The organism is Stutzerimonas chloritidismutans AW-1, assembly GCF_000495915.1.
Classification (GTDB): domain Bacteria; phylum Pseudomonadota; class Gammaproteobacteria; order Pseudomonadales; family Pseudomonadaceae; genus Stutzerimonas; species Stutzerimonas chloritidismutans.
Window position 1 is genome coordinate 1 of sequence record NZ_AOFQ01000070.1, and the last position, 26,059, is coordinate 26,059.

Genomic DNA, 26,059 nt, shown 5'->3' on the forward strand with positions numbered 1-26,059 from the left:
AGGGTGTAGCCCCCCCGCCAGTCGAATGGCCCCAGCTCGCCAGCCAGACCCAGTTCGATGCCCTGACGACGGGTGCGGCCAAAGTTGGTGAAGTAGCCCATGCTACCGCCGGTGCCGACGAACAGCAGGTCATCATGGTTCATGCTGCGAAAGGCCCCGAGGTTCCAGCGGGTGCCGCCAGCCAGTTCGCCGCGTACACCGACCTCCAGCGTGCGGGTGACAACCTGCTCGAGGAAGGGGTCGGCCGCCATGGCGTTTGGTAGGCTGCATGGGTTTGCAGGGTCCGCGCAGCCCAGCTCGATTGGTGTCGGGGCACGGTTACCCTGGGAAAAGCCGCCGTAGACTGTGACCGCCGGTCGCAGCTGCCAGGCAAAGCCCAGCGCGGGATTGAGTTTGCGATAGGTGAAGTCGCCATTTAGTGCATCGCCCATGCGATCGGTGTTCACCACGCGGGTGCGGTTGTAGCGCAGCGAGCCGGTCAGCTGCAGCGCGTCGGTCAGCGCCCAGGTGTCGGTGGCATAGAGGCTGGAAGTACGGGTGCGCCCCAGCAGGCTGTTGGCCTGTTCCTCCTCTTCGCTGGCGGCGATTCCGCGCTCGTCGGTCAGCTCGCCGCCCTGCTCGCTCTGGTGGAAGCTGGCGCGGGTGTTGTCGTGGGACAGTCCGAAGGCGAACTGATGCGCACCTACATGCCGCGCCCACTGCAGCGCCAGACCGTAGGCACGTTGCGCGGTGCGGGTACGGTTCAGCACGCCGCTTTCCGGCCCTACGCCGATAAAGCCGCCGTCTTCCCACGCCTCGTATTCGTCCTCGTACTCATCGTTGCCGTCGCCATTGAGCGTCGCGGTACGTGTGCGGCGCAGATAGATCGTGCCGGAAAGGCGATCGTTGTCGTTGAGCCAGTGGCTGGCGGACAGGGCCATCAGGTGGCTGCGGTTCTCGGTCTGGTCGGGATAGGTGAAGATCGACTCGCGCCGCTGGTCGTACATGCTCTCCGGGATCAGGCCGTTGCCGATCAGATCGTTGTCGGCATGCGCCAGCGTAAGGGCCAGATCGGTGGTGTCGGTAGTCCAGGCGAACTTGCCGAACAGCTGGCGCACCTCGGACGGCGAATGGTCACGCCAGCCGTCCTCATCCATGCCTTCGGCGGCCAGGTACCAGGAGAACTCCTCATGGCTACCACCCTGTTCGATTGCACCTCCCTGGCGTCCGAACGAGCCGCCGTAGATTTCCGCCGAGCCACCTGGATGGGTATCGCCACGTTTGGTTTGCAGCGCCAGTGCGCCGCCCAGGGTGTTCAGGCCGTACAGCGGGTTCGAGCCCGGCACCAGGGCCATGTTGGCAATGGCGGTGTTCGGGATCAGGTCCCAGTGCACCACATCGCCGAATGCTTCGTTGACCCGCACGCCGTCGAGAAAAACCGAAAGACCCTGCGGCGTACCGAGCAGCGGCGAGGCGGTGAAGCCACGATAGTTGAGGTCCGCCTGGTACGGATTGCCCTGGATCTCGTTGACGTTGACGCTGGGCAACCCGCGCTGCAGTTTCTCGGCTAGCGATTGGCCGCCGAGCCGCCGCAGGTCTTCGTCATCCAGCGACTGGATGTTGGACGGTACCTGATCCTTTGGCAGCTCGATGCCCGGCAGCGGCGTGGTACCGACCACCTCCTGACTGCCGAGATCGAGCGTCTGCTCGGCATGAACGGACGCCGGCAACAGTGCGGCGATGGCGAGGGACAGCAACGTACGTCGGGGCGTCGCGCTGCAACAGAGCTGGTACGGCATGGGTGGTCCTTGTTCTTGTTGGCCAATCGGATTGGCCAGGCCACCCGCATTCGCGACGCGGCAAGAACCGCGGACAACCGCATGCTGGCAACCTGCCAGACGCGATTATCAAGAGCCGCAGCGCGGTGCCGACAGGGAAGAATTCCCGGCTCTAGCGGGAAAAATTCCCGGCCGCATGGAGATTGGTCTTACGACCAGCGCACTAGCTGGGGCCCACGACTTTCGCAAGGCACAAGCGCCCCGCCCACCTTGTACAGGCGAGGCAGGCTTTTTTGAGAGTAGATTGAAGAGGTGCTGCGGACTCAGCAGACAGGCATGCGCCGCATCGCCGCAGGGAGCCAGGAATATCCGAAACGGTTAAGGCCGATCAGGCCTCGCACACCATGCGGTCGCCGACGCGAAGCAAGCCCTGATCGATGGCCAGGTGCACGAGTTCGGCCTGGGAGCTGACTTCCAGCTTGCTTTTCAGCAGGGCCATATGGTTCGAGACGGTCTTGCTGCTGATACACAGCCGCTCGGCAATCTCCCGATTGCCTATGCCACGCGCGAGCATGATGAAGATTTCCATCTCACGAGGTGTCATTTCGCCCAGTCGCCCCTTGATTGGCGACTGCGAAGGCCGCTGGCAGGCCAGATCGGTCGCCAGCGGCTGCTCGATGAAGGTCTGCCCGGCAAGCACCTTGCGCACCGCCTCCACCAGCACGTCCGGCGCGCAGCGTTTGGTCAGGTAGCCGGAGGCACCGGCATCCAGCGCCTGCCGGACCAGTGCCAGCTCGTCGTGCATGCTGAACACCAGCACCGGCAGCAGCGGCAACCGCTGACGCAGGCGCCGGCAGGTTTCCAGTCCGCTGATTCCCGGCAGTCCGAGGTCGAGCACGACCAGGCTGGGAATCGATTCCTGCACCTGCTCCAGCGCCTGCTCACCGCTGGCGGCTTCACTGACTGTCACCTCGGGAAGCAGAGCCTTGAGCAGGCTCGCGTAGCCCTGACGCACTACCGCGTGGTCATCCACCAGCAGAATCTTCATGACGTGGCTCCTTGCAAAGGCAACTTGAGATAGAGCGCCCAACCCTTGCCGGCGCGGTGGCGCACACGCAGCCGGGCACCCAGACAGCGCGCGTGCTCGACCATCGAGCGCAGGCCGACTCCCGGCCGTTCTGGCGGCAACCCATGGCCATCGTCTCGCAGCAACAGGCGCAGCCCGTTGTGATTCCCACACAGATGCAGGCACACGCGAGTCGCACGCGCATGCCGCGCCACGTTGGTCAGCGCCTCCTGCACCATGCGATAGAGATGCACCTTGGCGTCCATCGACAGTGCTGGAATAGCTCCACGCAGCTGGACATCGCATTGGATACCTTGAGTGTTCTGCCACTGCTCAGCGAGTTGCCCGATGGCGTCTTCCAGGTTCAGGTGATCGAGCATCACCGGATACAGGTCTCGCACCAGCGTGCGAAAGCCGTTCTGCAGATCGAGGCTGTGCTGCTCAAGGTGCGCCGCGGTCTCGCGAACGGCGTCGGGCTGCTCAGCCTGGACGCGCAGCAGACAGGCCCGGGCACGGATACCGGCCAGGTACTGGCCGAGGTCGTCATGTAGCGCTTGCGCCAGACGGGTGCGTTCACGTTCCTGCAGCGCCAGCAGCGCCTGGGTCAGTTGCTCATTGTCGGCCCGCGCATCTTCGAGTGCAGCGGCCATGTGATTGAAGCGTTCGGCGAGCCTGCGCGACTCGGCGAAGCGATGCGATGGCAGGCGGGTGTCGAGTCGGCCGTCGGCGATGCTCACCAGTGCACCAAGCAACTCGCTGAGCACTCGCATGCCCGGACGCACGGCCCAGCGGATCGCCAGCAGGCAGAGCAGCAGCGCCAGGCCGAACAGCACCAGCAACTGCAACAACGAATCGCTGACCTCTTCGACTTCGTCATGCGGATCGACGCTGATGTGCAGCCGCTGGCCGTTGGAAAGCTTAAGGACGCTGGGTGACGACAGTTCGGCGGGGTACAGCCAGGAGCTGAGCAAGTCGTCGAGCGCTGGATCGACCCCGACAGGCATCGATTCAGTGGCGTCCAGCCAGCGCACACGAATGTGGCGCAGGCTATCGGTCAGGCCCGGGCGCAGCGAGTCGGGATCGCGCTCGGCCATCTCGCCGAGATAGCCAACCACCGCCGCCGCGGCATCGAGCTCACGCTTTACATCGTGGGCGGCCTGGCGCAGCAACACCGCCAGACAGACCATGGTGATCAGGGTGAAGAGCAACGTGACCAGCAGATTGATTCGCCAGAGTGCGGACATATCGGCAACTCCCCGTGATCAGCGCCGAGCGCCAGTCCGCTTCACTTGACCACGAACCGGCCTTCCATGCCCTTGTTCTGCAGCCCCTTGCAGTAGAACGGGTAGCTGCCCGGCTTGACGGGCAGGAAGAAGATTTCTGCCTCGCCGGCATCCTCGAACTCCAGCTCGACCAGCGTGATCGCCTTGATCTCCACACCACCGGCCTCGACCTTGCGCAGATAGATCGACTGGGCGAACTCGGGCGCCTGGAACGCGCACTCCTTCTGGCCATCGGAGCTGACCTTGAGCTGGTAGGCGACGCCGGTTTCCAGCTGATATTCCTTCTGCGACACCGCGTAATCGCTCTGCTCGGAACCGAACTTCAGATCCGGCAAAGCCTGCGTACGACGGGTCAGGTCGCCAGCGGCGTGGCTGTGATCGAATCCGACCAGGCTGCCAACGAACAGCAGGTTGAGCAACAGCGCTTTGTAAGTGGGCATGGGAATGGCCTCGTTATTGTTTTCGGTGTCGCCATCCTAAGGCGCCCCGCCCTGCCCAGCTTCCTACCTTGGTAGCGTTCAGGGGCCACTGAATCGGGCGGCTCCAGACTCTTTCATGGCAGTGGCGGCGATCCAAATCTGCGCAAACGCCGGCTGCGTCACCCGTTTCGGCAGCCTGACGGCGCACACCTCGAGTGCCGAGCGAGCCGAATCAGTACCAAGGTCGCAGTACCAAGGTATCGATCAACTTCCTGCCAGCGCGGCCGCCATATCCAGGTATGCATGATGCCGATTGGACATCATCCGATCTCTGGCCGCCCCACGTGAGACCGTCCACGTCCCTGGGCCCGCCACCGCTGGTTCTTTTGTGTTATCAGGAGTAGGAACCGTGATGTCTCTCAAATCCATACAGCAGCGAATAGCGATCACCGGCGGCTTATGCCTGCTGGCGACCGCCGGCATCTTGATCGGCTACAGCGTTTACCTTGCCAGCTCGACCCAGCACCTGGTGTCCAACCGGGTCAGTCAGCAGGCGCAGGAAGATGCCTTGCAGACCCTGCAGCACCTCGGCGGAAAATACGCTGGAGAAATCCGTTCCGAGTTCACCGAAGCGCTGGAAGCGGCCCGTGGCATGGCGACGACCTTCGCGGTCGGCAAGCTGAACCCGACGGGTTCGGGCGGGCTGCAGATTGGCCGGGACGAGGTGAACTCGATTCTGCTCAACGTGCTGAAAAGCTATCCGGACTTCAACGGCACCTACTCGTGCTGGGAGCCGGACGCAATCGACGGCCAGGATTTCCTATTCACTGGCGGCCAGAACGGTAACAACGAGCAGACCGGTCGCTTCACGCCCTACTGGACGCGGGGTGCAGACGGCAAGATCGCGGTGCAGCCGCTGGTCGAGTACGACACCATGGACAAGCACCCCAACGGCGTACTCAAGGGCGGCTGGTACATCGGGCCGCGGGAAACGCTCAAGGAAAGCGTGCTCGGCCCGCTGCCCTACATCGTGCAGGGCAAGCAGGTATGGCTGGCGACGCTTTCGGTTCCGATTATCGTCGATGGCCGCTTCATGGGTGTGGCGGGCACCGACTACAACCTCGACTTCGTGCAGAAGATCAGCCAGGAAGTATCCGGCAAGCTGTTCGAGGGCCGAGGCGAAGTGGCGATCATCAGTGACCAGGGGCTGATCGTGGCGGAGAGCCGCTCGCCAGACCTGATTGGCCAGCACTTCCAGAAGGTATTGCCGAACGAGTGGCAGACCGCCCTGAGCGCCGTGCAGAAAGGCGAAGAACTCGCCCGTCTGGACGCAGACGGCACGATCGTGGTGTTCGCGCCCATCGAGCTGGGTCGTACCGGCAAACCCTGGTCGATGATGCTGAAGATCAACAAGGAAATCGTGCTGGCCAAGGCCACCGAGCTGAAGACCGAGATGGACGCCAAGAGCGATCGGAGCATGCTGCAGCAGATCGGCGCAGGCGTGCTCATCTCGATCCTCGCCGTGCTTGCGCTGTGGTTTTCTTCCCGCTCGGTCGCCCTGCCCATTCGCAAAGCCGCGCAGCTGGCCGGTGCCATTCAGAAAGGCGACTTTTCCCAGCGCCTGACGCACCAGTCCGCGGACGAAGTCGGCCAGCTATCCGCCAGCCTCGACCGGATGGCCGACAGCCTGCAGGAGCAGGTACACGTGGCCGAACGCATCTCCCAGGGCGACCTGGAGGTGGAAGTCCGTCTGGCCTCGGAGCACGACCAGCTCGGGCTTGCGCTCAGGCGAATGGTCGACAACCTCAACGAGTTGGTATCCCAGGTCCAGCAGAGCTCAGGGCTGATCAACGACAAGGCCGGCCAGGTGACGAGCCTCAGCCAGGATCTTTCCAGCGGCGCAACGGAATCGGCCTCCGCGGTGACTGAGATCAGCGCCACCATCAACCAGATGGCTGCGCAGATTCGCCAGACCTCCGAATACGCCAGCGAAGCCAACTCCCTCTCGCGCGATTCCGAGCATTCGGCCCGCGGTGGCAACGAGTTGATGGTCACCCTGAAAGCGGCAATGCAGGAGATCAACCAGTCGGGCCTGGATATCACCAACATCATCAGGGCAATCGAAAAGATCGCCACGCAAACCAACCTCCTCGCACTGAACGCGGCCATCGAGGCGGCCCGTGCCGGCGAGCACGGCCGCGGGTTCGCGGTGGTCGCCGATGAAGTCCGTCAGCTGGCAGCCCGCAGTGCCGAGGCCGCACAGCGCTCTACCCGCCTGATCCAGGAGTCCAATGCGCGGACGATCAAGGGCATGGAGCTCACCGACGACACGGCACGGGCGCTGGAAGCGATCGTTCAGGGCGCGGCACAGGTTTCGCAGCTGGTCGACGAGATCGCGTCGGCGTCGAGCCAGCAGGCGTCCGGTATCGAACAGGTCAGCCTGGCCATCGGCCAGATCGATGAAGTGGTGCACCACAACAGCAGCAACTCCGAGCAATCGACGCAGGCCGCACAGGAGCTGACGCAGCAAGCGCAGCAAATGATCGTGCAGGTCGGCCGATTCAAGGTCAGGCGAGTCCGCTAAGGACCGGGGCGGCGCAGGGCCTGCGCCGCCTTTTCATCGTCACTTCTACGACCTTGGTACACAGCGACTGGTACTTTCTGCATATTCCCCCGCTCTGCCATGGTTCCTATGCTGCCTGCAACGTCACAGGAGCTGCCCATGAGCCATGTATTACGACGAGCCGGTTTCCTGATCGCCCTCACTTGCTGCACGCAGTTCGCTGCAGCGGCTGCCAGCACGGAGCTGGCGATACGCATCGGTTATCTCGGTTATCGCCCAGACACCGGCCCGGTGCTCTCCAACGTCATTCCTGAGCCCGAGGACGCCGGCCTGCGCGGCGCCGAACTGGCGATCACCGACAGCAACAGCACGGGACGTTTTCTCAAGCACAGCTATGTGCTCGAAGCGGCCACCAGCGAAACGTCGGAAGAACTTCTGGAACAGGCGGGCAAGCAATACGCCGACGGTCTGCGCCTGTTCGTGGTCAACGCTCCGGCTGCGTCCCTGCGCCAGCTGTCGGACGCCATGCCGGAAGCGCTGCTGATCAACGCCGGCAGTGCCGACGATGCACTGCGCAGCCAGAGTTGCCTGGCGAATGTCCTGCACACCCTGCCCAGCCGCAGCATGCTCGCCGATGCGCTCGGCCAGTTCCTCGCGGCACGCCGCTGGAATCGCTGGATGCTGATCGTCGGTCCGACCGCTGAGGATAAGGCCTATGCCGATGCTTTGCGCCGCGCGGCCAAGCGCTTCGGTCACCGCGTCGTTGTGGAGAAGCCCTGGAGCTTCGATAACGACCAGCGCCGCAGCGCCCAGGCCGAGATGCCGTTGTTCACCCAGGGTGCCGAATACGACGTGGTGCTGGTGGCCGACGAACGTGGCGACTTCGGTGAGTACGTGCCATATCACACCTGGTTGCCTCGCCCGGTGGCAGGCACCCAGGGCCTGACCGCCACCGGCTGGCACAAGACGGTGGAAACCTACGGTGCCGCCCAATTGCAGAAACGCTTCGAGGCGCATGCCAAGCGCTGGATGAACGACCGTGATTTCGCCGCCTGGATGGGCGTACGCAGCCTTGCAGCGGCGGTCACTCGCCTGCGCAGCACGGACGCCGCAGCAATCCGTCAGCTGTCGCTTAGCGGTGAGCTTCCGCTGGATGGTTTCAAGGGCCGCAAGCTGAGCTTCCGCCCGTGGAATGGCCAGCTACGCCAGCCGATCCCGCTGATACACCCGCGGGCGCTGGTATCGAACTCGCCGCAGGACGGCTTTCTGCATCCCACCAGCGAACTGGACACCCTGGGCTTCGACGCACCGGAAAGCAGCTGCCGCCTGAGCGAGGCGCGCCCGTGATTCGTCTCACTGCAGCCGCGCTGCTTGGCCTTGCCACTCTGCCCGCCAGCGCCGACGAGCTGGGCTATGAGGCCTATGTCGACAGCCCCAAGCGCATCAAATGCCTCTACGGCTACGTGACGGCGAAGACCGGTAACTTCGATGCCGCCAAAGCCATCTTCGAAGACTGCGTGGCGCGCTGGAACGACGTCTACTCGATGATTTCGCTGGCGCAAATGTACGAGAGCGGCAGCGGCATGGAGCCGGATCTGAGCAAATCCGCCGCGCTACTGAAGAAAGGCGCGGAGCAGTCGGACGACGCCAGCTACGTCAGCCTGGCGCGCTACCACTGGGGCGTCGCCCTGGCCGAAAGGCGTGGCGTCGAAGCCGATTCCGTCGCAGCACGCCATTGGTTGCAGCGAGCAGCCGCCGGCGGCCAGGAAGAAGCCGAAGAATACCTGCGCCAGCTGGACCACAACGACACCACTGCCCCCATCACACAATAACGACAAGAGAGCCCAACCATGCCCAGAACTGCCCTTGCCTCCGCCATCGCCATTGCCATTGCCCTCAGCCTTGCCGCAGGTTCGGCTGCCGCCGCCACGGCCTACGTCTCCAACGAGAAAGACGACAGCATTAGCGTGATCAACCTGGACACGATGGAAACCGTCGAGACCCTGGAAGTCGGCATGCGCCCGCGCGGCCTCACGCTCTCCCATGACAACAAGCTGCTGTACATCTGCGCCAGCGACTCGGACACCGTGCAGGTGATGGACCTGGCCACGCGGCAGATCATCAAGCAGCTGCCATCTGGCGCGGACCCCGAACAATTCGCCCTGCATCCCAACAACAAATGGTTGTACATCTCTAACGAGGACGACGCCCTGGTGACTGTGGTCGACGTCGACAAGGAGGAAGTGCTGGCGCAGATCGATGTGGGTGTCGAGCCGGAAGGCATGGCGGTGAGCCCGGATGGCAAGTGGGCGGTCAACACCAGCGAAACCACCAACATGCTGCACTGGATCGACACCAGCACTAACGAGCTGGTGGACAACACCCTGGTCGACCAGCGCCCACGACACGTCGAGTTCACCAAAGACAGCAAGCAGCTCTGGGCCTCGGCCGAGATCGGCGGCACGGTCAGCGTGGTGGACGTGGATAAACGCGAGATCCTCAAGACCCTGACGTTCAAGATCAAGGGCGTGCACCCGGACAAGGTCCAGCCGGTGGGCATCAAACTCAGCTCCGACGGCAAGTACGCCTTCGTTGCACTCGGCCCGGCCAATCACATCGCCGTAGTCGATGCCAAAACCTACGAGGTGCTCGACTACCTGCTGGTGGGTCGCCGTGTCTGGCACATGGCATTCAACCCTGACGAGAGCCTGCTGCTGACCACCAACGGTGTCAGCGGCGACGTCTCGGTGATCGACGTCGACAAGCTCAAGGTCACCAAGTCGATCAAGGTCGGCCGCTATCCATGGGGCGTGGTGGTCACTCCATGAACGCGCTGGAGGTCAGCGACGTCGCGTTCTCCTATGGTGAGCGGCGGGCGCTGGACGGGGGGAGTTTTACCGCAGCGCAGGGGCGTTTTACGGCGTTGCTCGGTCCGAACGGAGCCGGCAAATCGACACTGATCGCGTTGCTGACCCGCCTGTACGATCTACAGCAGGGGCAGATCCGTATCGCTGGCTTCGATCTGCGTGAAACGCCGCGCAAGGCCCTTGCGCGTCTTGGCGTGGTGTTCCAGCAGAGCACGCTGGACCTGGACCTTACGGTGGAGCAGAACCTGCGCTACCACGCGGCGCTGCATGGCATGCCGCGGGCCCTGGCCAACGAACGTATCGAGCTGGAACTGCAGCGCCAGCAGCTCGGCGAGCGGCGACGCAGCAAGGTGCGCGAACTCAACGGTGGTCACCGTCGCCGTGTGGAAATCGCCCGTGCCCTGCTGCACCGACCGGAGCTGCTGTTGCTCGATGAGGCCAGCGCCGGCCTCGACCCCGCCAGCCGCCAGGGGCTTAACCAGCATGTACGCCTACTCTGCCAGGAGCAGGGTATGAGCGTGCTGTGGACCACGCACCTGCTCGATGAAGTCCAAGACGACGATCTGCTGATACTCAACCGCGGCCGCCTGGTGGCTCAGGGGCGTGCCGCGACCCTGGCCACCGAAGGCGAAGACCTGGCCGCGAGCTTTGCACGGCTGACCGGCAGCGGCCTCGATCACCAGAGCGCCCTGCTCAACAGCGCGCCGCGAGCAGTCGAAACCGGGCACGCGGCGTCTGCGACGCCGGCTTCCAACCCTGGGGCTGCTCCCGGCACGCGCGCGACCCTCGATTCCGGGCGGAAAAGTTCATGATCATCTACTGGGAATGCCTGCGCGGCATCGTTCTGCGCGAATGGCTGCGCTTCGTGCAACAGCGTTCGCGCTTCTTCAGTGCCCTGGTACGGCCACTACTCTGGCTGGTGGTGTTTGCCGCGGGCTTTCGCGCGGCGCTCGGCATCGCGATCATCGAGCCGTACGACACCTACATTACCTACGAAACCTACATCGTGCCGGGGCTGGCCTGCATGATCCTGCTGTTCAACGGCATGCAGGGTTCACTCTCGATGGTCTACGACCGCGAGATGGGCAGCATGCGCGTGTTGCTGACCAGCCCGTTGCCGCGCAGCTTTCTGCTGGCCAGCAAGCTCGTCGCCACGGCGTTGATCTCCTTGCTGCAGGTCTATGCGTTTCTCGCCATCGCCTGGTTCTACGGCGTACAGCCTCCACCGCTTGGGCTGATCGCCGCCCTGCCCGCCCTGCTGCTGGTGGCGCTGTTGCTCAGCGCCCTGGGTTTGCTGCTCTCCAACGGCATTCGTCAGCTGGAGAACTTTGCCGGCGTGATGAATTTCGTGATCTTTCCGATGTTCTTTCTCTCGTCGGCGCTCTACCCGCTGTGGAAGATGCGTGAGGCAAGCGAGTGGCTGTACTGGATCTGCGCCCTCAACCCCTTCACCCACGCTGCGGAGTTGGTTCGTCATGCGCTTTATCTGCGCCTGGCGCCGACCGCACTGATGGTTTGCCTCGGACTGACCCTGCTGTTCAGTCTTCTCGCAGTAATCAGTTTCAACCCACAACATGCGGCCTTGCGCCGCTCAGCCTGAGCGATCTACTACTTTGGTATCGGTTTTCCCCTCCATCGTAGGATTTAAAAGACAGGCCCTTTGCTCTGTAATCGACCTATCAAAACGCCATGGAATACGGACTATGTTCAGGTCGCTGCTGCCGTTGCTGATCGCCGCGCTGCCTGGTTTCGGCATGTCCGTGACTGCCGTGGCCGAAGAGCAGCTCGCGCTGTTCTCTGCCGAGGGTTACCGCCAGACGCAATACCGCAGCCCGACGCCGGCAACCGCCGAGGGCGCGCAAACGCTGGACACCGCGGCTCTGCAGGCGTTGCTCGCGAAGGAGCCTGACGTGGTGCTGGTGGACGTGTATCGCAGCCAGTGGCTGGCTGGTCGCTTCGTCGACAGCGAGCCCCACGCCAACCTGCCGGGCAGCATCTGGCTGGCGAACACCGGCGATGGAAATCTGCAACCGCAGTGGGCCAGCTATTTCAGCGATAATCTGGCCCGCGTGAGCGGGGGCGATCAGGAGCGGCCACTGGTTTTCTACTGCCGCTCGGACTGCTGGCTCGGCTGGAACGCCACCAGGCGCGCACATGGGCTGGGCTACAAACGACTGTACTGGTATCGAGACGGGGTGGATGGCTGGGAACAGGCGGGCCTGCGCTTGCACCCTGCTACGCCGGAGCCCCTGCCTGGCGACGAGTAGTTCACCTGACCAGCATGCCCCCACCATAATCACAACAAAGAGGTGACCGGCCTTGTACAAGATCCTGATTGCGGACGACCATCCGCTGTTCCGTGAAGCCATCCATAACGTCATTCGCGACGGCTTCCCCGACAGCGAAATTCTCGAAACTGCCGACCTCGACAGCGCCCTTGCCTTGACGCTCGAGCACGACGACCTCGATCTGGTCCTGCTCGACCTCAACATGCCCGGCATGCACGGGCTGAACGGGTTGATCAACCTGCGCAACGAGGCCCCGACGATTCCCGTGGTGATCGTCTCGGCCGAGCAGGACAAGCAGATCGTGCTGCAGGCGATCACCTACGGCGCGGTCGGTTTCATCACCAAATCCTCGCCGCGGGCGCAGATGACCGAGGCCATCGAACAGATTCTCAACGGCAACGTCTACCTGCCCTCGGACATCATCCGCAGCCAGAAGAGCGCCAGCCGCCATGCGCATCACAACGAGCCGTCGATCCCGCCGGAGCTGTTGCAGGCGCTGACCCGCAAGCAGCTGCTGGTGCTCGAACGCATGACCAAGGGCGAATCCAACAAGCAGATCGCCTACAACCTCGACATCGCCGAGACCACGGTGAAGGCACATGTCTCGGCGATTCTGCGCAAGCTCAACGTGCACAACCGTGTACAGGCGATCCTTTCTGCCGGCGACATCGATTTCACCGCTTATCTGCGCCGCTGAAACGGCGCAGATAGCCTCGATCTCCCGCTAGGCGTTCGCCTGGGCGCCTTCGAACCAGGCCAGTTTCTCGCGTAGCTGAACCACTTCACCGACGATCAGCAGGGTCGGTGCCTGCACCTGTTCCTGGGCGATACGCTGGGCTAGGGTTTCCAGCGTTCCGGTGAAGACTCGCTGATTGGTGGTGGTACCCTGCTGCACCAGCGCCGCAGGCGTATCCGCCGAACGCCCATGGGCAATCAGTTGCTGACAGATCACCGGCAAGCCCACCAGGCCCATGTAGAACACCAGCGTCTGTGCCGGCGCAGCGAGTTCCGCCCAGGGTAGATCGCAGCTGCCGTCTTTCAGATGACCGGTGACAAAACGCACCGACTGCGCATGATCGCGATGAGTGAGCGGAATGCCGGCATAGGCTGCACAGCCGCTGGCGGCAGTGATACCCGGCACGACCTGGAACGGCACACCGTTGGCTGCCAGCTCCTCGATCTCCTCGCCACCGCGGCCAAAGATGAATGGATCACCGCCCTTGAGCCGTAGAACGCGCTTGCCTTCCTTGGCCAGGGTCACCAGCTTCTGGTTGATCTGCTCCTGCGGCACTGCATGCTCCGAGCGCTGCTTGCCAACGTAGATGCGGTCTGCATCGCGCCGGCACAGATCGATGATCGCCGGCGCCACCAGGCGATCGTAGAGCACGACATCAGCCTGCTGCATCAGGCGCAGGGCGCGGAAAGTCAGCAGGTCAGGATCGCCTGGGCCAGCGCCTACCAGATAAACCTCGCCCAGCGCGCGCGGCGCTGCACCGGCAAGCTTCTCCGCCAGCAGGCGCTCGGCTTCGGCGCTGCACCCAGCCAACGCCTGTTCGGCGATCGGTCCCTGAAAGGTTTCCTCCCAGAACACCCGCCGCTGCTGAACATTGGCGAACTTGGCTTTGACCTGAGCGCGGAACTGCTTGGCCAGCCCCGCCAGCTGCCCGTAGGCCGCTGGAATCCAGGTCTCGATACGCGCGCGGATCAACCGCGCCAGCACCGGAGCATCGCCACCACTGGAAACCGCAATCACCAGCGGCGAGCGGTCGACGATCGCCGGAAAGATCACGCTGCACAGCTGCGGCGAGTCGACCACGTTGACTGGCATACCCAGCGCGTTGGCATGCTGCGAAACCGCGGCATTCAGCGGCTCGTCATCGGTGGCGGCGATGGCCAGCACACAGCCCTGGAGGTCCTGCGGGTCATAGCCGCGATCGAGGCATTCGCCACCGCCCGCTTCTACCAGTTCGGCCAGTTGCGCCTCGATGCTCGGCGCCACCACCCGCAGCCGTGCTCCGGCTTCGCTCAGCAGCCGAGCCTTGCGCAGCGCAATCTCGCCACCCCCGACGATCAACACCGTGCGGCCTTTGAGGTTGTGGAACAGCGGGAGGTATTCCATGGGCGAATCCTGGAGGGTCGTTGGTGGTATGGGCATGACAGCCATTACGGCCGCGATGCCCCTTGTCGAATATCAAGGATCCGGCCTGATGCCGAACCGCGATGACGCAGCGCCGCAGCCTCAGCCGATGATTTCGATACCACCCATGTATGGCTTCAGCACGTCGGGCACCACAACGCTTCCGTCAGCCTGCTGGTAATTCTCCAATACGGCGACCAGGGTACGACCGACCGCCAGGCCGGAGCCATTGAGGGTGTGCACGAGCTCCGGCTTGCCGGTTTCCAGATTGCGATAACGCGCCTGCATGCGCCGCGCCTGGAAATCACCGCAGTTGGAGCAGGAAGAAATCTCGCGGTACTTGTCCTGGCTCGGCACCCAGACTTCCAGGTCATAGGTCTTGGTCGCGCCGAAGCCCATGTCGCCGGTGCACAGCGACAACACGCGGTAAGGCAGTTCCAGCAGCTGCAGCACCTTCTCGGCGTTACCGGTCAGCTCCTCCAGCGCCTCGAAGGACCTGGACGGCTCGACGATCTGCACCATCTCGACCTTGTCGAACTGGTGCTGACGGATCATGCCGCGGGTATCGCGCCCGGAGGCGCCGGCCTCGCTGCGGAAGCACGGCGTATGGGCGACGAACTTCAGTGGCAGCGCTTTGGCATCGAGGATCTCGCCGGCAACGATGTTGGTCAGCGACACCTCGGCGGTCGGGATCAGGTAGAAGTCGGCTTCGCCTTCGCGGCTGATCTTGAACAGATCTTCTTCGAACTTCGGCAACTGGCCGGTACCCTGCAGCGCCGGAGCCTGCACGAGATACGGCGTGTAGGCCTCTTCATAGCCATGCTCACGGGTGTGCAGATCGATCATGAACTGCGCCAGGGCGCGATGCAGGCGGGCGATCGGCCCACGCATCAGGGCGAAGCGAGCGCCGGACAGCTTGGCAGCGGTCTCGAAGTCCAGCCAACCATGCTGCTCGCCCAGGGCAACATGATCCTGCACCGGGAAGTCGAAGGCCTTCGGCGTGCCCCAGCGGCGAACCTCGAGGTTCTCGTCCTCATCCGCACCGACCGGCACCGACTCGTGCGGCAGGTTGGGAATGCTCAGCATCAGCTGGTCGAGTTCGCTCTGGATGCGGTCCAGCTCCTGCTTGCCGGAGTCGAGCTCCGAGCCCATGCGATCCACGTCGGCGAGCAACGGCGCGATGTCCTCACCGCGCTGCTTGGCCTGGCCGATGGATTTGGAGCGCGCGTTGCGCTCGGCCTGAAGTTGTTCGGTGCGGGTCTGCACGGTCTTGCGCTGAGCTTCCAGCGCTTCGATGCGCGCCACGTCCAGCTGGTAGCCACGGGTGGCCAGGCGGGCCGCCACGTCCTGTAGCTGAGTGCGTACCAGTTTCGAATCAAGCATGGTGGGTCTCGTCTGTGAAAGCTTGGATGAAGGGCGAAGAGGGAGCGAAGTTTACTGTGAACGCGCGCCGGTTCATAACCTGGCGAGCGCCAGACCGGCCCAGGCCGCCAACAGGCCACCGAACACGCTGCCGCCGACATAGGCGAAGGCAGTCGCCAGCTGACCGCTTTCTAGCAGCCGCAGTGCGTCCAGTGAGAAGCTGGAGAAGGTCGTCAGTGCGCCAAGAAAGCCGATGATCAGTGCGCCACGCAGCTCGGGTGAAATGTCCGGTCGGGCGAGAAAGGTTGCATAGAGATAGCCGATCAGCAGGCACCCCAGCAGGTTCACGGCCAGCGTGGCCAGATAGAAATGCCGTGGCCATTGATTGCTGACCCAGGTCGCCAGGGCAAAGCGCAACAGGGTTCCGATCACGCCGCCACAGGCGACGGCGAAGGCCATGCGGATCATTCCTTTCTCCGTTGTTTCGGGCTTTCGCGGTCGAGCCGGGCAAGGTGCTCGAGCTTGTCGCGGATCTTGCTTTCCAGCCCGCGCGGGGCCGGATGGTAGTAACGCCGCGGCTGCATCGCTTCGGGAAAATAATCCTCGCCTGCAGCATAGGCATCCGGTTCGTCGTGGGCGTAGCGGTATTCGTTGCCGTAGCCGAGTTCTTTCATCAGCTTGGTCGGTGCATTACGCAAATGCAGCGGCACTTCCTGCGAGCCGTTCTCGGCAGCATCGCGCATGGCTGACTTGAACGCGGTGTAGACGGCGTTGCTCTTCGGCGCGCAGGCGAGATAGACGATGGCCTGCGCTACGGCCAGCTCCCCTTCCGGGCTACCCAGGCGCTCCTGCACATCCCAGGCGTTCAGACACAGCGGCAGCGCGCGCGGGTCGGCATTGCCGATCTCCTCGCTGGCCATGCGCACGACGCGCCGGGCGATGTACAGCGGGTCGCAGCCACCATCGAGCATACGCGCGAACCAGTACAGTGCCGCGTCGGGATTGGAGCCGCGCACGGACTTGTGCAATGCCGAAATCTGGTCGTAGAACGCCTCACCGCCCTTGTCGAAACGGCGACGGCTGTCACCCAGCAGATCCTGCAGCAAGTCGGTGCTGATGCTACCGCCCTCCTCGGCCAGGTCCGATGCGTTCTCCAGCAGGTTGAGCAGCCGACGACCGTCACCATCGGCAGCAGCCAGCAGCATCTGGAAGCTCTCTTCCGGCAGTTCCAGATGCAGATCACCCAGCCCTTTTGGATCGCTCAATGCGCGGGTGACCAGTTTACGCAGCGCCGCCTCGTCGAGACTTTTCAGCACGTAGACGCGGGCGCGCGAGAGCAAGGCGTTGTTGAGTTCGAAGGAGGGATTCTCGGTGGTCGCACCGATGAAGATCAGCGTGCCGTCTTCGACGTAAGGCAGGAAGGCGTCCTGCTGGGACTTGTTGAAGCGATGCACTTCATCGACGAACAGGATGGTGCGCCGTCCGTACTGGGCGGCCTGCTGCTTGGCGATCTCGACCGCCTGGCGAATCTCCTTGACCCCGGCGAGCACGGCGGAAACCGTCTCGAAATGGGCATCGGAGACTTTTGCCAGAAGCCGCGCCAGAGTGGTCTTACCAACCCCGGGCGGCCCCCAGAACACCATGGAATGCAGCGCGCCCTGTTCCAGCGCCTCGCGCAACGGCTTTGCCGCGCGCGAGCAGGTGCTCCTGCCCGACGTACTCGTCGAGGCTGGCTGCACGCAGACGCGCGGCAAGGGGTTGAGCGACAGGCTCGCGGCTGAACAGGTCCATTATTGCGGACGGTTACCTCGATTGCAGCGGCCAGCCGCTGCGCAGGCCGCCTGATACGAATGTCAGATGAGGGTCACTCGGAAATGACGTCGGCACCCTCAGGAATCTCGAAGGTGAACGTGTCGGCCTTGAGCGGCTGATTCATCTTCACGCCCATGAAGAGGATGTTGGTGCGCTGACCGACGCTGTCGATCAGCTGCATGTCGTTGATCACGCCGCTACGGAACGACAGGCGCAGATTATCGAACAACGTGTCCTTGGCCTTGGGCTTGAGGGTGAAATCCACAACCTCACCGGCCTCCTTGTGGGAAACCTCGAAGTTCTCGCTGATGGTCGATACGTCACCGGAGAGCAGTAGCGCCGGGGTATGCGTCAAGCGCTGGTCGAGTTGCTGGACGGTAACCTGCTCCAGGTCGGGGTCATACAGCCAGACCTTCTCGCCGTTGGAGACCAGCAGCTGCTCCATCGGTGCATCGGTGTGCCAGCGGAACTGCCCGGGGCGCTTGAGCGCCAGTTCACCGGAGGTTTCCTGCAGCTGGGTGCCGCTGCCGTCGAGCGACAGCTGCGAGAAGCGGCCAGTCAGGGTTTCAGCCTGGTTAAGCAAATCAGTCAGTCGTTTGGTAGATGCAGCCTGGTCGGCGTGTGCCGGGGCCAGGACAACCATCAGGACAGATGCACACAGCAAACGGATCAATTGCATTTAGCCCTCGAAGCGATTCAATCGCGCATAGGCGGCGGCGCGATGACTTCGCGCGAGCCATTGGTGTTCATGGATGTCACCACGCCAGCCATTTCCATGGCCTCGATCATCCGCGCGGCGCGGTTATAGCCAATCTTGAGTTTGCGCTGCACGGCGGAAATCGACGCACGGCGGCTTTCAGTGACGAAGCGAACGGCCTCGTCGTACAACGGGTCTTCTTCGCTGCCCTCTCCGCTGCCTTCGCCACTACTACCATCGAAGCCGCTACCCGCCTCTTCGACGCCAGCAAGAATGTCTTCAATGTAGTCAGGCGCGCCACGGGCCTTCCAGGCCTCGACCACCCGGTGCACTTCCTCATCGGAAACGAACGCGCCATGGACACGAATCGGCAGGCCGGTGCCCGGCGGCAGGTAGAGCATGTCACCGTGCCCCAGCAACTGCTCGGCACCACCTTGGTCGAGGATGGTGCGCGAATCAATCTTGCTGGATACCTGGAATGCCATGCGGGTGGGAATGTTGGCCTTGATCAGGCCGGTAATCACATCCACCGACGGACGCTGGGTGGCAAGGATCAGGTGAATACCCGCCGCGCGTGCCTTCTGTGCGATACGCGCGATCAGCTCTTCGACCTTCTTGCCGACGATCATCATCATGTCGGCGAATTCGTCCACCACCACGACGATGGTCGGCAGGGATTTCAGCGGCGGCGGCTGGTCATCCATGCTCTCGCGACGGAACAGCGGATCGGTAAGCGGTGTGCCCGCCTCTTCGGCTTCCTTGACCTTGCGATTGAAGCCCGCGAGGTTACGCACGCCCATGGCCGCCATCAGCTTGTAGCGCCGCTCCATCTCGGCGACGCTCCAGCGCAGTGCGTTGGCCGCCTCCTTCATGTCCGTGACGACGGGGCAAAGCAGGTGCGGAATGCCTTCGTAGATCGACAGTTCAAGCATCTTAGGATCGATCATGATCAACCGCGCCTCTTCCGGCGTGGACTTGAACAGGATCGACAAAATCATCGCGTTGACGCCCACCGACTTACCGGAACCAGTGGTACCAGCCACTAGCAGGTGCGGCATCTTCGCCAGGTCGGCGATGACCGGCTTACCGCCGATATCATGGCCGAGTGCCAGGGTGACCGGTGATTTGGCGTCGTCGTAGGGGGCCGAAGAAAGCACCTCGGAGAAGCGCACGATCTGACGATCCTCGTTGGGAATCTCGATACCTACAGTGGTCTTGCCCGGAATCACTTCGACCACCCGCACGCTGATCACTGCCAGTGAGCGCGCAAGGTCTTTGGCCAGATTGGAGATACGGCTTACCTTCACACCGGCCGCCGGCTGGATTTCGAAGCGGGTGATCACCGGGCCTGGATGTACCGACTCGACGATGACCTCTACACCGAACTCCTTCAGCTTGATCTCCAGCAGCCGCGACATCGCTTCCAGCGACTCAGGCGAGTATTGCTTCTGCTGTTTCTCGGCAGCATCAAGTATCGAGATCGGCGGCAGGCTGCCCTCGATCAGCGGATCGACAAACAGGTTGGCCTGCTTTTCTTTCAGCACGCGCTTGCTCGGTTCGGCGGCTTTGGCAGGAGCAGGCGGAGCGATCACCGGAGCCACGCGCTTGTCGCGCTCGCTCATGTGCTTGGCCAGGGACTCGTCACGTTCGATGATGCGCTCCTTGACCTTGGCCTGCTCACGACGGTCGCGCACCATCGGCGCAGCCACCTCGCTCACGACATCGTCGACTTCTCGCAACTGGGCGACCATCTGCTTGCGCTCGGCGCGGGCGCTCCACCAGCGACTGAAGAAGCTCTGGATCAGCTCGATGAGGTCGAGAGTGATCTTGCCGGTGATGTCCATCACTTTGAACCAGGACAGATCGGTGAACACCGTTAGGCCGAACAGGAAAAACGCCAACAGCGCAAGGGTGCTGCCCTGTACGTTAAGGGACAGAACGGCCAACTGACCGAGGCTCTCTCCCAGCGCACCGCCGGCAGACGCGGGCAAGCCAGGAGCGGCCTGGAAATGGATATAGGCCAGCGCGGACCCGGACAGGACCAGGAAAACCAGACCGATCAGGCGCCAGGAGAACAGCCAGCCGTTCCACACCCAGGGCTGATGACGCGCGCGGAACACTTGCCAGGCCTTGACGCCAAGCAGCAGGGGAAACAAATAGGCGAAATAGCCCAGCGCCATGAACAGAACATCGGCAAACCAGGCGCCGGCACGGCCGGCAGCGTTGCGGACCTGATCGACATTGCTGGTGTGGGTCCAGCCAGGATCGCCCGGGTCGTAGGTAAGCAAAGCCATCCACAGGTAGACGCAGAGCGCACCGAGCGCTATCAACGCGCCTTCCTTGAGGCGATAGTGCAATTGTTGTCGCCAGACGGTTGCCGGCGCGGTAGATGAGGAATTCTTCAAAACGCTTTCTTTCCTGCGCCTGCGGCGCGATGAACCGTAGTCAGCCAGAACCCCGGCATTGTACGGGTTTGTCGATTCGATGGCATGCAGGTTCCGCGGCGGCTTGGGCTTTTGCCGATGCTTCGGTGTAGCATAAACGCCCGATTTCCCGACGCGGCTCGACTGGAGCACGCTTCTCTATTTGCAACAAAGGCTTATGAGGGCTTTTTATGAGTGAAGTCAAGCATTCGCGTCTGATCATCCTCGGCTCCGGCCCGGCCGGATATACCGCTGCGGTATACGCTGCCCGCGCCAATCTGAAGCCACTGATGATCACTGGCATCCAGCCCGGCGGTCAGCTGACCACCACCACCGAAGTCGACAACTGGCCCGGCGATGTCGAAGGTCTGACCGGCCCGGACCTGATGGTCCGCATGCAGAAGCACGCCGAGCGCTTCGACACCGAGATCGTCTTCGATCACATCCATACCGCAGAGTTGCAGCAGCGCCCGTTCACCCTGCGCGGCGACAGCGGCGTCTACACCTGCGATGCGCTGATCATCGCCACGGGCGCCTCGGCGCAATACCTCGGCCTGCCCTCTGAAGATGCATTCGCTGGCCGTGGTGTATCGGCCTGCGCCACCTGCGACGGCTTCTTTTATCGCAACCAGGTCGTCGCGGTGATCGGCGGCGGCAACACTGCGGTCGAGGAAGCGCTGTACCTGTCCAACATTGCCAAGGAAGTCCACCTGATCCACCGCCGCGACAAACTGCGGTCGGAGAAGATCCTGCAGGACAAGATCATGGACAAGGCGGCCAACGGCAACATCCGCCTGCACTGGAACCATACCCTCGAGGAAGTACTCGGCGATGCCAGCGGCGTGACCGGTGTCCGCTTGAAGAGCACTCTCACCGGCGAAGATAACAAGCTGGACCTCGCCGGCGTATTCATCGCCATCGGCCACAAGCCGAACACCGACCTGTTCCAGGGCCAGCTGGAAATGAAGGATGGCTACCTGAAGATTAGAGGTGGCGGCGAGGGTGATGCCACCTGCACCAGCATCCCTGGCGTCTTCGCTGCTGGTGATGTGGCTGATCACGTCTATCGCCAGGCGATCACCTCGGCCGGTGCCGGCTGCATGGCCGCTCTGGACGCAGAAAAGTACCTCGACAACTGATCTAGTGGCGGGCCTCGGCCCGCCCTCCCCTACCTGCATTTGCGTGGCGACATGCTGACCTGGCTAAAGCGCGACGATCTCTGCTTCCCCCCTCTCGAAGCGGCTTTGCGAGAACCCAACGGCCTTTTGGCTGCTGGGGGTGACCTTAGCCACGAACGCCTGCTGGCCGCCTATCGCCACGGCTGCTTTCCCTGGTATCAGGATGGGCAACCGTTGCTGTGGTGGTCTCCCGATCCGCGAACGGTGCTGTTCCCGAACGAACTGCATGTGTCGCGCAGCCTGCGCAAGCGCATCCGTCAGGGCGAATTTCAGGTGACCTTTGATCAAGCGTTTACCGACGTGATCCAAGGCTGTGCCGGGCCTCGTAGCTATTCGGACGGAACCTGGATCACCACACCGATGCAGCAAGCCTATGTTCAGTTGCACGAAATGGGTGTCGCGCATTCGGTAGAAGTCTGGCAGGAGCAGCATCTCGTCGGCGGACTCTACGGACTGGCAATCGGTAAGCTATTTTTCGGCGAGTCGATGTTCAGTCGCGCTACCGATGCGTCCAAGGTTGGATTCGTCACACTGGTGGAACAGCTGCGTGACTGGGGTTTTGTCCTGATTGACTGCCAGATGCCGACACGTCATCTGGAAAGTTTTGGCGCCCGCAGCATTGCGCGTGAGCAATTCGCCGCCGCACTTGCCGAGCATCTGGATCAGCCCAGCACAGCCGACTGGCGCGCCTAGTCGGCTACCGCAAGCTGACCTACACTCAGCTCATGATTTCTGAGAGTTGACCATGACTTCACTGGCTCGCCTCAAGTTCTACGCCACACAGCCCCATGCGTGCAGCTATCTGCCCGATGAACAGGCCACCACGCTGTTCCTCGACCCTAGCCAGCCGATGGACGCGCAGGTGTACGCGGAACTCTCCGAGATGGGCTTCCGGCGTAGCGGCGATCACCTCTACCGCCCCCATTGCCAGCGGTGCTCGGCCTGCATTCCAGCTCGCATTCCGGCAAGCTCGCCAGAGCTCAGCCGGCAACAGAAACGAATCCTCAAACGCAACGCTGACCTGCAGGTACGTTGTGTTCGCCCGGCGTTCAGCGAGGAGCTGTACGCGCTCTACGCGACCTACATCGAAAAGCGCCATGCGGACGGCGACATGTACCCCCCCAGCCGCGAGCAGTTCAATACCTTCCTGGTGCGTGACCTACCGTTTTGTCGATTCTACGAATTCAGGCTGGATGGACGACTGCTCGCAGTCGCCGTCACCGATGTACTGCCCAATGGACTGTCCGCCGTTTACACCTTCTACGATCCCGAAGAAGAACGGCGCAGCCTCGGGCGCTACGCGATTCTCTGGCAGATCGGCGAAGCAGCGCGTCTCGGCCTGAAGGCGGTGTACCTCGGGTACTGGATCAAGAACTGCCGGAAGATGAATTACAAGACCGAATATCGCCCCATCGAACTGCTAGTCAACCAGCGCTGGGTGACGCTCAGCTGAAGTCCTTGGCTCATCGACCCATTTCGGGCACAATGCTTGCCGCTTTTGCCCGCGCATGCATGCGCCGGGTCACTCATTTGGACACCGAGGACTTTACTGAATGTCGAAAGAAGACAGCTTCGAAATGGAAGGTACTGTCGTCGACACCCTGCCTAACACCATGTTTCGTGTGGAGTTGGAAAACGGGCACGTCGTTACTGCGCACATCTCCGGAAAGATGCGCAAGAACTACATCCGGATTCTTACCGGTGACAAGGTTCGCGTGGAACTGACCCCCTACGATCTGAGCAAGGGTCGCATCACCTACCGCGCCCGCTAAGCGAGCCGCGAGAAAAATGCCCGGTTTATGCCGGGCTTTTTTGTTGCAGCAGCAAACAGCCGGAAACAGCCGGGAACGGCCGCACGTAATGCCGGAACGAAAAACGCCCGGCCGAAGCCGGGCGCTCGATACCACCTAAGGTCAGGCCAGCTCTGCAGTGGTCTCGAATTCGAAGAACGGCTCGCCGCCCCGAATATCGATGTGAACCACGCCACCATGTTCGGCCAGCTCACCGAACAGGATCTCCTCAGCCAACGGCCTCTTGATCTTGTCCTGAATAAGCCGTGCCATCGGCCGCGCACCCATCTGCGCATCGTAGCCATGCTCCGCCAGCCAGCTGCGCGCAGCATCTGACACCTCCAACGTCACATGCTTGTCTTCGAGCTGCGCCTGCAGCTCGATCAAGAACTTGTCGACGATGCTCTTGATGACTTCGTGACTCAGACGGCCGAACTGGATGATGGTATCCAGACGATTACGAAACTCTGGCGTAAAGCTCTTCTTGATGACCTCCATCGCGTCAGAGGCATGATCCTGCAAGGTAAAACCGATAGAAGCCCGCGCCGCGGTCTCCGCACCAGCATTGGTGGTCATGATGATGATCACGTTGCGGAAGTCGGCCTTGCGACCGTTATTGTCCGTGAGCGTGCCATGATCCATGACCTGCAGCAGCAGGTTGAAGACCTCGGGGTGCGCCTTTTCGATTTCGTCCAGCAACAACACGCAATGCGGCTGCTTGGTGATGGCCTCAGTCAACAAGCCACCCTGGTCGAACCCAACGTATCCCGGAGGCGCACCGATCAGACGAGATACAGTGTGACGCTCCATGTACTCGGACATGTCGAAACGGATCAGCTCGACACCCAGCGCTCGAGCCAGCTGGCGTGCAGCCTCTGTCTTACCCACGCCGGTAGGCCCGGCAAAAAGGAACGATCCAACCGGCTTGTCCGGAGCCTTCAATCCAGCCCGTGAAAGCTTGATGGCTGTGGCCAGCGAGTCGATCGCATCATCCTGGCCAAAAACCGTGAGTTTCAGATCGCGCTCGAGGTTACGCAGCAGCTCCTTATCAGAACTGCTGACGTGCTTCGGAGGAATCCGCGCAATCTTTGCCACGATGTCTTCGACCTGTTCGACATCAATGCACTTGACCCGCTGCTCTTCCGGCTGCAGGCGCTGATAGGCGCCCGCCTCATCGATCACGTCGATGGCCTTGTCAGGCATATGCCGATCATTGATGTAGCGCGAGGCCAATTCTGCCGCGGCACGAAGCGCCTCATCGCTGTATTCGATGTTGTGATGCTGCTCGAAACGCCCCTTAAGGCCACGCAGAATGCCGATCGTGTCTTCGACTGAAGGTTCGCTGACATCGACTTTCTGGAAGCGACGCGCGAGGGCGCGATCCTTCTCGAAGATCCCACGGAACTCCTGGAAGGTCGTAGAACCGATGCAGCGGATTTCACCGGAAGAAAGCAAGGGCTTGAGCAGGTTCGACGCGTCCATCACGCCGCCAGACGCAGCTCCGGCACCGATGATCGTATGGATCTCATCAATAAAAAGAATGGCATGCGGCCGCTTGCGCAACTCTCCGAGCAACGCCTTGAAGCGCTTCTCGAAATCACCTCGATACTTCGTACCCGCCAGCAGCGCACCCAGATCTAGCGAGTAGACGACACTATCAGCGAGCAGGTCCGGAACCTGATTATCCACTATGCGTTTTGCCAGGCCTTCAGCAATGGCGGTCTTACCGACGCCAGCTTCACCTACGAGAAGCGGATTGTTCTTACGCCGACGCGCGAGAATCTGCGCGACACGCTCGACTTCGTTCTCACGCCCAACCAGCGGGTCGATCCGTCCTTGGCGCGCCAGCTCGTTCAGATTGCTCGCATAGGCATCCAAAGGACTGCCTGACGCACCCGGCTCGCCACCGTCCTCATCCTGCATCTCCGCATCGTTCTCCGGGCTACCAGCATTGCCAGGCACCTTTGAAATACCGTGAGCAATGTAGTTGACGACGTCGATACGCGCGACGTTCTGCTGCTTGAGAAGGAATACGGCCTGGCTCTCCTGCTCGCTGAAAATCGCGACCAGCACGTTTGCCCCGGTCACTTCCCGCTTGCCAGAGCTTTGGACATGGAATACGGCACGCTGCAGTACGCGCTGAAAGCCAAGCGTAGGCTGGGTTTCGCGCTCCTCATCGTGCTGTGGAATTAGTGGAGTGGTGGAATCAATGAACTCCTGCAGATCATGGCGCAGCTTGTCCAGGCTCGCGCCACAGGCCCGCAGCACGGTGGCTGCCGCTTCATTGTCCAGTAGGGCCAACAGGAGGTGTTCAACCGTCATGAATTCATGACGTTTGGTACGTGCCTCTTTGAAAGCCAGATTCAGAGTGACTTCGAGCTCACGGTTCAACATAGCTTTCACCTCTTCTCCAGCAG

Annotated in this window: 22 protein-coding genes and 1 pseudogene; 12 read left to right on the forward strand and 11 right to left on the reverse strand. The window is 62.3% G+C overall.

Annotation, left to right across the window (positions count from 1 at the left end; all coding sequences use genetic code 11):
* The 4 genes from F753_RS46535 to F753_RS46550 all read right to left on the reverse strand — a co-directional run.
* Window positions 1-1,778: TonB-dependent receptor (locus F753_RS46535; RefSeq protein ID WP_023446937.1), on the reverse strand; the 1,778-nt coding region annotated here is incomplete at its 3' end.
* Window positions 1,779-2,145: 367 nt separating this feature from the next.
* Window positions 2,146-2,805 carry a response regulator transcription factor gene (locus tag F753_RS46540; protein WP_023446938.1) on the reverse strand — a complete coding sequence of 220 codons (660 nt, stop codon included), beginning with the start codon at window positions 2,803-2,805 and terminating at the stop codon, window positions 2,146-2,148.
* Window positions 2,802-4,067, reverse strand: a complete 1,266-nt coding sequence (locus F753_RS46545; RefSeq protein WP_023446939.1) for a HAMP domain-containing sensor histidine kinase — start codon at window positions 4,065-4,067, stop codon at window positions 2,802-2,804. Before F753_RS46545 ends, F753_RS46540 begins: the two co-directional genes overlap by 4 nt.
* A 41-nt stretch (window positions 4,068-4,108) precedes the next feature.
* Window positions 4,109-4,546, reverse strand: a complete 438-nt coding sequence (locus tag F753_RS46550; RefSeq protein ID WP_014820096.1) for a cupredoxin domain-containing protein — start codon at window positions 4,544-4,546, stop codon at window positions 4,109-4,111.
* A gap of 391 nt (window positions 4,547-4,937) precedes the next feature.
* On the opposite strand from F753_RS46550, the gene F753_RS46555 reads away from it, so the two are divergent.
* The 8 genes from F753_RS46555 to F753_RS46590 all read left to right on the forward strand — a co-directional run bounded on the left by F753_RS46555 (window position 4,938) and on the right by F753_RS46590 (window position 12,940).
* Window positions 4,938-7,109 carry a methyl-accepting chemotaxis protein gene (locus F753_RS46555; protein WP_023446940.1) on the forward strand — a complete coding sequence of 724 codons (2,172 nt, stop codon included), beginning with the start codon at window positions 4,938-4,940 and terminating at the stop codon, window positions 7,107-7,109.
* Window positions 7,110-7,247: 138 nt separating this feature from the next.
* Window positions 7,248-8,435, forward strand: a complete 1,188-nt coding sequence (locus tag F753_RS46560; protein ID WP_023446941.1) for an ABC transporter substrate-binding protein — start codon at window positions 7,248-7,250, stop codon at window positions 8,433-8,435.
* The gene (locus F753_RS46565; protein ID WP_023446942.1) at window positions 8,432-8,920 is read left to right on the forward strand and encodes a tetratricopeptide repeat protein; all 489 of its coding nucleotides are present in this window, start codon (window positions 8,432-8,434) and stop codon (window positions 8,918-8,920) included. The genes F753_RS46560 and F753_RS46565 overlap by 4 nt, the downstream gene beginning before the upstream one ends.
* 18 nt (window positions 8,921-8,938) lie before the next feature.
* Entirely contained in the window at window positions 8,939-9,916 is a 978-nt protein-coding gene (locus F753_RS46570) for a YVTN family beta-propeller repeat protein (protein ID WP_023446943.1), read from the forward strand.
* The gene (locus tag F753_RS46575) at window positions 9,913-10,767 is read left to right on the forward strand and encodes an ABC transporter ATP-binding protein (protein WP_023446944.1); all 855 of its coding nucleotides are present in this window, start codon (window positions 9,913-9,915) and stop codon (window positions 10,765-10,767) included. The genes F753_RS46570 and F753_RS46575 overlap by 4 nt, the downstream gene beginning before the upstream one ends.
* On the forward strand, window positions 10,764-11,555 hold the full coding sequence (locus tag F753_RS46580) for an ABC transporter permease (RefSeq protein ID WP_020307413.1): 792 nt from the start codon (window positions 10,764-10,766) through the stop codon (window positions 11,553-11,555). The genes F753_RS46575 and F753_RS46580 overlap by 4 nt, the downstream gene beginning before the upstream one ends.
* Window positions 11,556-11,658: 103 nt before the next feature.
* The gene (locus F753_RS46585) at window positions 11,659-12,222 is read left to right on the forward strand and encodes a PQQ-dependent catabolism-associated CXXCW motif protein (protein WP_023446945.1); all 564 of its coding nucleotides are present in this window, start codon (window positions 11,659-11,661) and stop codon (window positions 12,220-12,222) included.
* Window positions 12,223-12,274: 52 nt separating this feature from the next.
* Window positions 12,275-12,940, forward strand: a complete 666-nt coding sequence (locus F753_RS46590; RefSeq protein ID WP_023446946.1) for a response regulator transcription factor — start codon at window positions 12,275-12,277, stop codon at window positions 12,938-12,940.
* Window positions 12,941-12,967: 27 nt separating this feature from the next.
* Here F753_RS46590 and cysG read toward each other — a convergent pair whose 3' ends face one another.
* The 6 genes and pseudogenes from cysG to ftsK all read right to left on the reverse strand — a co-directional run bounded on the left by cysG (window position 12,968) and on the right by ftsK (window position 20,704).
* Complete coding sequence (gene cysG / locus F753_RS46595; RefSeq protein WP_023446947.1) at window positions 12,968-14,362, reverse strand: siroheme synthase CysG; 1,395 nt, start codon at window positions 14,360-14,362, stop codon at window positions 12,968-12,970.
* Between the two features lie 120 nt (window positions 14,363-14,482).
* Window positions 14,483-15,763, reverse strand: coding sequence for a serine--tRNA ligase (serS, locus tag F753_RS46600; protein WP_023446948.1), 1,281 nt, complete (start codon window positions 15,761-15,763; stop codon window positions 14,483-14,485).
* A gap of 72 nt (window positions 15,764-15,835) precedes the next feature.
* Complete coding sequence (crcB, locus tag F753_RS46605; RefSeq protein ID WP_023446949.1) at window positions 15,836-16,210, reverse strand: fluoride efflux transporter CrcB; 375 nt, start codon at window positions 16,208-16,210, stop codon at window positions 15,836-15,838.
* A pseudogene (locus F753_RS46610) lies at window positions 16,207-17,533 on the reverse strand (replication-associated recombination protein A). Before F753_RS46610 ends, crcB begins: the two are co-directional and overlap by 4 nt.
* Window positions 17,534-17,606: 73 nt before the next feature.
* Entirely contained in the window at window positions 17,607-18,233 is a 627-nt protein-coding gene (gene lolA, locus F753_RS46615; RefSeq protein ID WP_023446951.1) for an outer membrane lipoprotein periplasmic chaperone LolA, read from the reverse strand.
* 17 nt (window positions 18,234-18,250) lie between these two features.
* Window positions 18,251-20,704, reverse strand: a complete 2,454-nt coding sequence (ftsK, locus tag F753_RS46620; RefSeq protein WP_185745748.1) for a DNA translocase FtsK — start codon at window positions 20,702-20,704, stop codon at window positions 18,251-18,253.
* A gap of 161 nt (window positions 20,705-20,865) precedes the next feature.
* On the opposite strand from ftsK, the gene trxB reads away from it, so the two are divergent.
* The 4 genes from trxB (at window position 20,866) to infA (ending at window position 23,624) form a co-directional block, all read left to right on the forward strand.
* Complete coding sequence (gene trxB / locus F753_RS46625; RefSeq protein WP_023446953.1) at window positions 20,866-21,813, forward strand: thioredoxin-disulfide reductase; 948 nt, start codon at window positions 20,866-20,868, stop codon at window positions 21,811-21,813.
* 51 nt (window positions 21,814-21,864) lie between these two features.
* A complete protein-coding gene (gene aat, locus F753_RS46630) occupies window positions 21,865-22,545 on the forward strand; it encodes a leucyl/phenylalanyl-tRNA--protein transferase (RefSeq protein ID WP_023446954.1) in 681 nt (226 codons plus the stop codon).
* Window positions 22,546-22,597: 52 nt separating this feature from the next.
* Window positions 22,598-23,305, forward strand: coding sequence for an arginyltransferase (locus tag F753_RS46635; protein ID WP_014820079.1), 708 nt, complete (start codon window positions 22,598-22,600; stop codon window positions 23,303-23,305).
* A gap of 100 nt (window positions 23,306-23,405) precedes the next feature.
* Window positions 23,406-23,624: a translation initiation factor IF-1 gene (infA, locus tag F753_RS46640; RefSeq protein WP_002553999.1), complete on the forward strand. Its 219-nt coding sequence runs from the start codon at window positions 23,406-23,408 to the stop codon at window positions 23,622-23,624.
* Window positions 23,625-23,765: 141 nt separating this feature from the next.
* On the opposite strand, the gene clpA is transcribed toward infA, so the two are convergent.
* Entirely contained in the window at window positions 23,766-26,036 is a 2,271-nt protein-coding gene (gene clpA, locus F753_RS46645) for an ATP-dependent Clp protease ATP-binding subunit ClpA (protein WP_023446955.1), read from the reverse strand.
* Window positions 26,037-26,059 lie beyond the last annotated feature (23 nt).

Bases quoted from the DNA above. Each gene is read 5' to 3' on its own strand.
- F753_RS46540 (WP_023446938.1), bottom strand. From the start codon at position 2,805: ATGAAGATTCTGCTGGTGGATGACCACGCGGTAGTGCGTCAGGGCTAC.
- F753_RS46545 (WP_023446939.1), bottom strand. From the start codon at position 4,067: ATGTCCGCACTCTGGCGAATCAATCTGCTGGTCACGTTGCTCTTCACC.
- F753_RS46550 (WP_014820096.1), bottom strand. From the start codon at position 4,546: ATGCCCACTTACAAAGCGCTGTTGCTCAACCTGCTGTTCGTTGGCAGC.
- F753_RS46555 (WP_023446940.1), top strand. From the start codon at position 4,938: ATGTCTCTCAAATCCATACAGCAGCGAATAGCGATCACCGGCGGCTTA.
- F753_RS46560 (WP_023446941.1), top strand. From the start codon at position 7,248: ATGAGCCATGTATTACGACGAGCCGGTTTCCTGATCGCCCTCACTTGC.
- F753_RS46570 (WP_023446943.1), top strand. From the start codon at position 8,939: ATGCCCAGAACTGCCCTTGCCTCCGCCATCGCCATTGCCATTGCCCTC.
- F753_RS46575 (WP_023446944.1), top strand. From the start codon at position 9,913: ATGAACGCGCTGGAGGTCAGCGACGTCGCGTTCTCCTATGGTGAGCGG.
- F753_RS46580 (WP_020307413.1), top strand. From the start codon at position 10,764: ATGATCATCTACTGGGAATGCCTGCGCGGCATCGTTCTGCGCGAATGG.
- F753_RS46585 (WP_023446945.1), top strand. From the start codon at position 11,659: ATGTTCAGGTCGCTGCTGCCGTTGCTGATCGCCGCGCTGCCTGGTTTC.
- cysG (WP_023446947.1), bottom strand. From the start codon at position 14,362: ATGGAATACCTCCCGCTGTTCCACAACCTCAAAGGCCGCACGGTGTTG.
- serS (WP_023446948.1), bottom strand. From the start codon at position 15,763: ATGCTTGATTCGAAACTGGTACGCACTCAGCTACAGGACGTGGCGGCC.
- crcB (WP_023446949.1), bottom strand. From the start codon at position 16,210: ATGATCCGCATGGCCTTCGCCGTCGCCTGTGGCGGCGTGATCGGAACC.
- lolA (WP_023446951.1), bottom strand. From the start codon at position 18,233: ATGCAATTGATCCGTTTGCTGTGTGCATCTGTCCTGATGGTTGTCCTG.
- trxB (WP_023446953.1), top strand. From the start codon at position 20,866: ATGAGTGAAGTCAAGCATTCGCGTCTGATCATCCTCGGCTCCGGCCCG.
- aat (WP_023446954.1), top strand. From the start codon at position 21,865: ATGCTGACCTGGCTAAAGCGCGACGATCTCTGCTTCCCCCCTCTCGAA.
- F753_RS46635 (WP_014820079.1), top strand. From the start codon at position 22,598: ATGACTTCACTGGCTCGCCTCAAGTTCTACGCCACACAGCCCCATGCG.
- infA (WP_002553999.1), top strand. From the start codon at position 23,406: ATGTCGAAAGAAGACAGCTTCGAAATGGAAGGTACTGTCGTCGACACC.
- clpA (WP_023446955.1), bottom strand. From the start codon at position 26,036: ATGTTGAACCGTGAGCTCGAAGTCACTCTGAATCTGGCTTTCAAAGAG.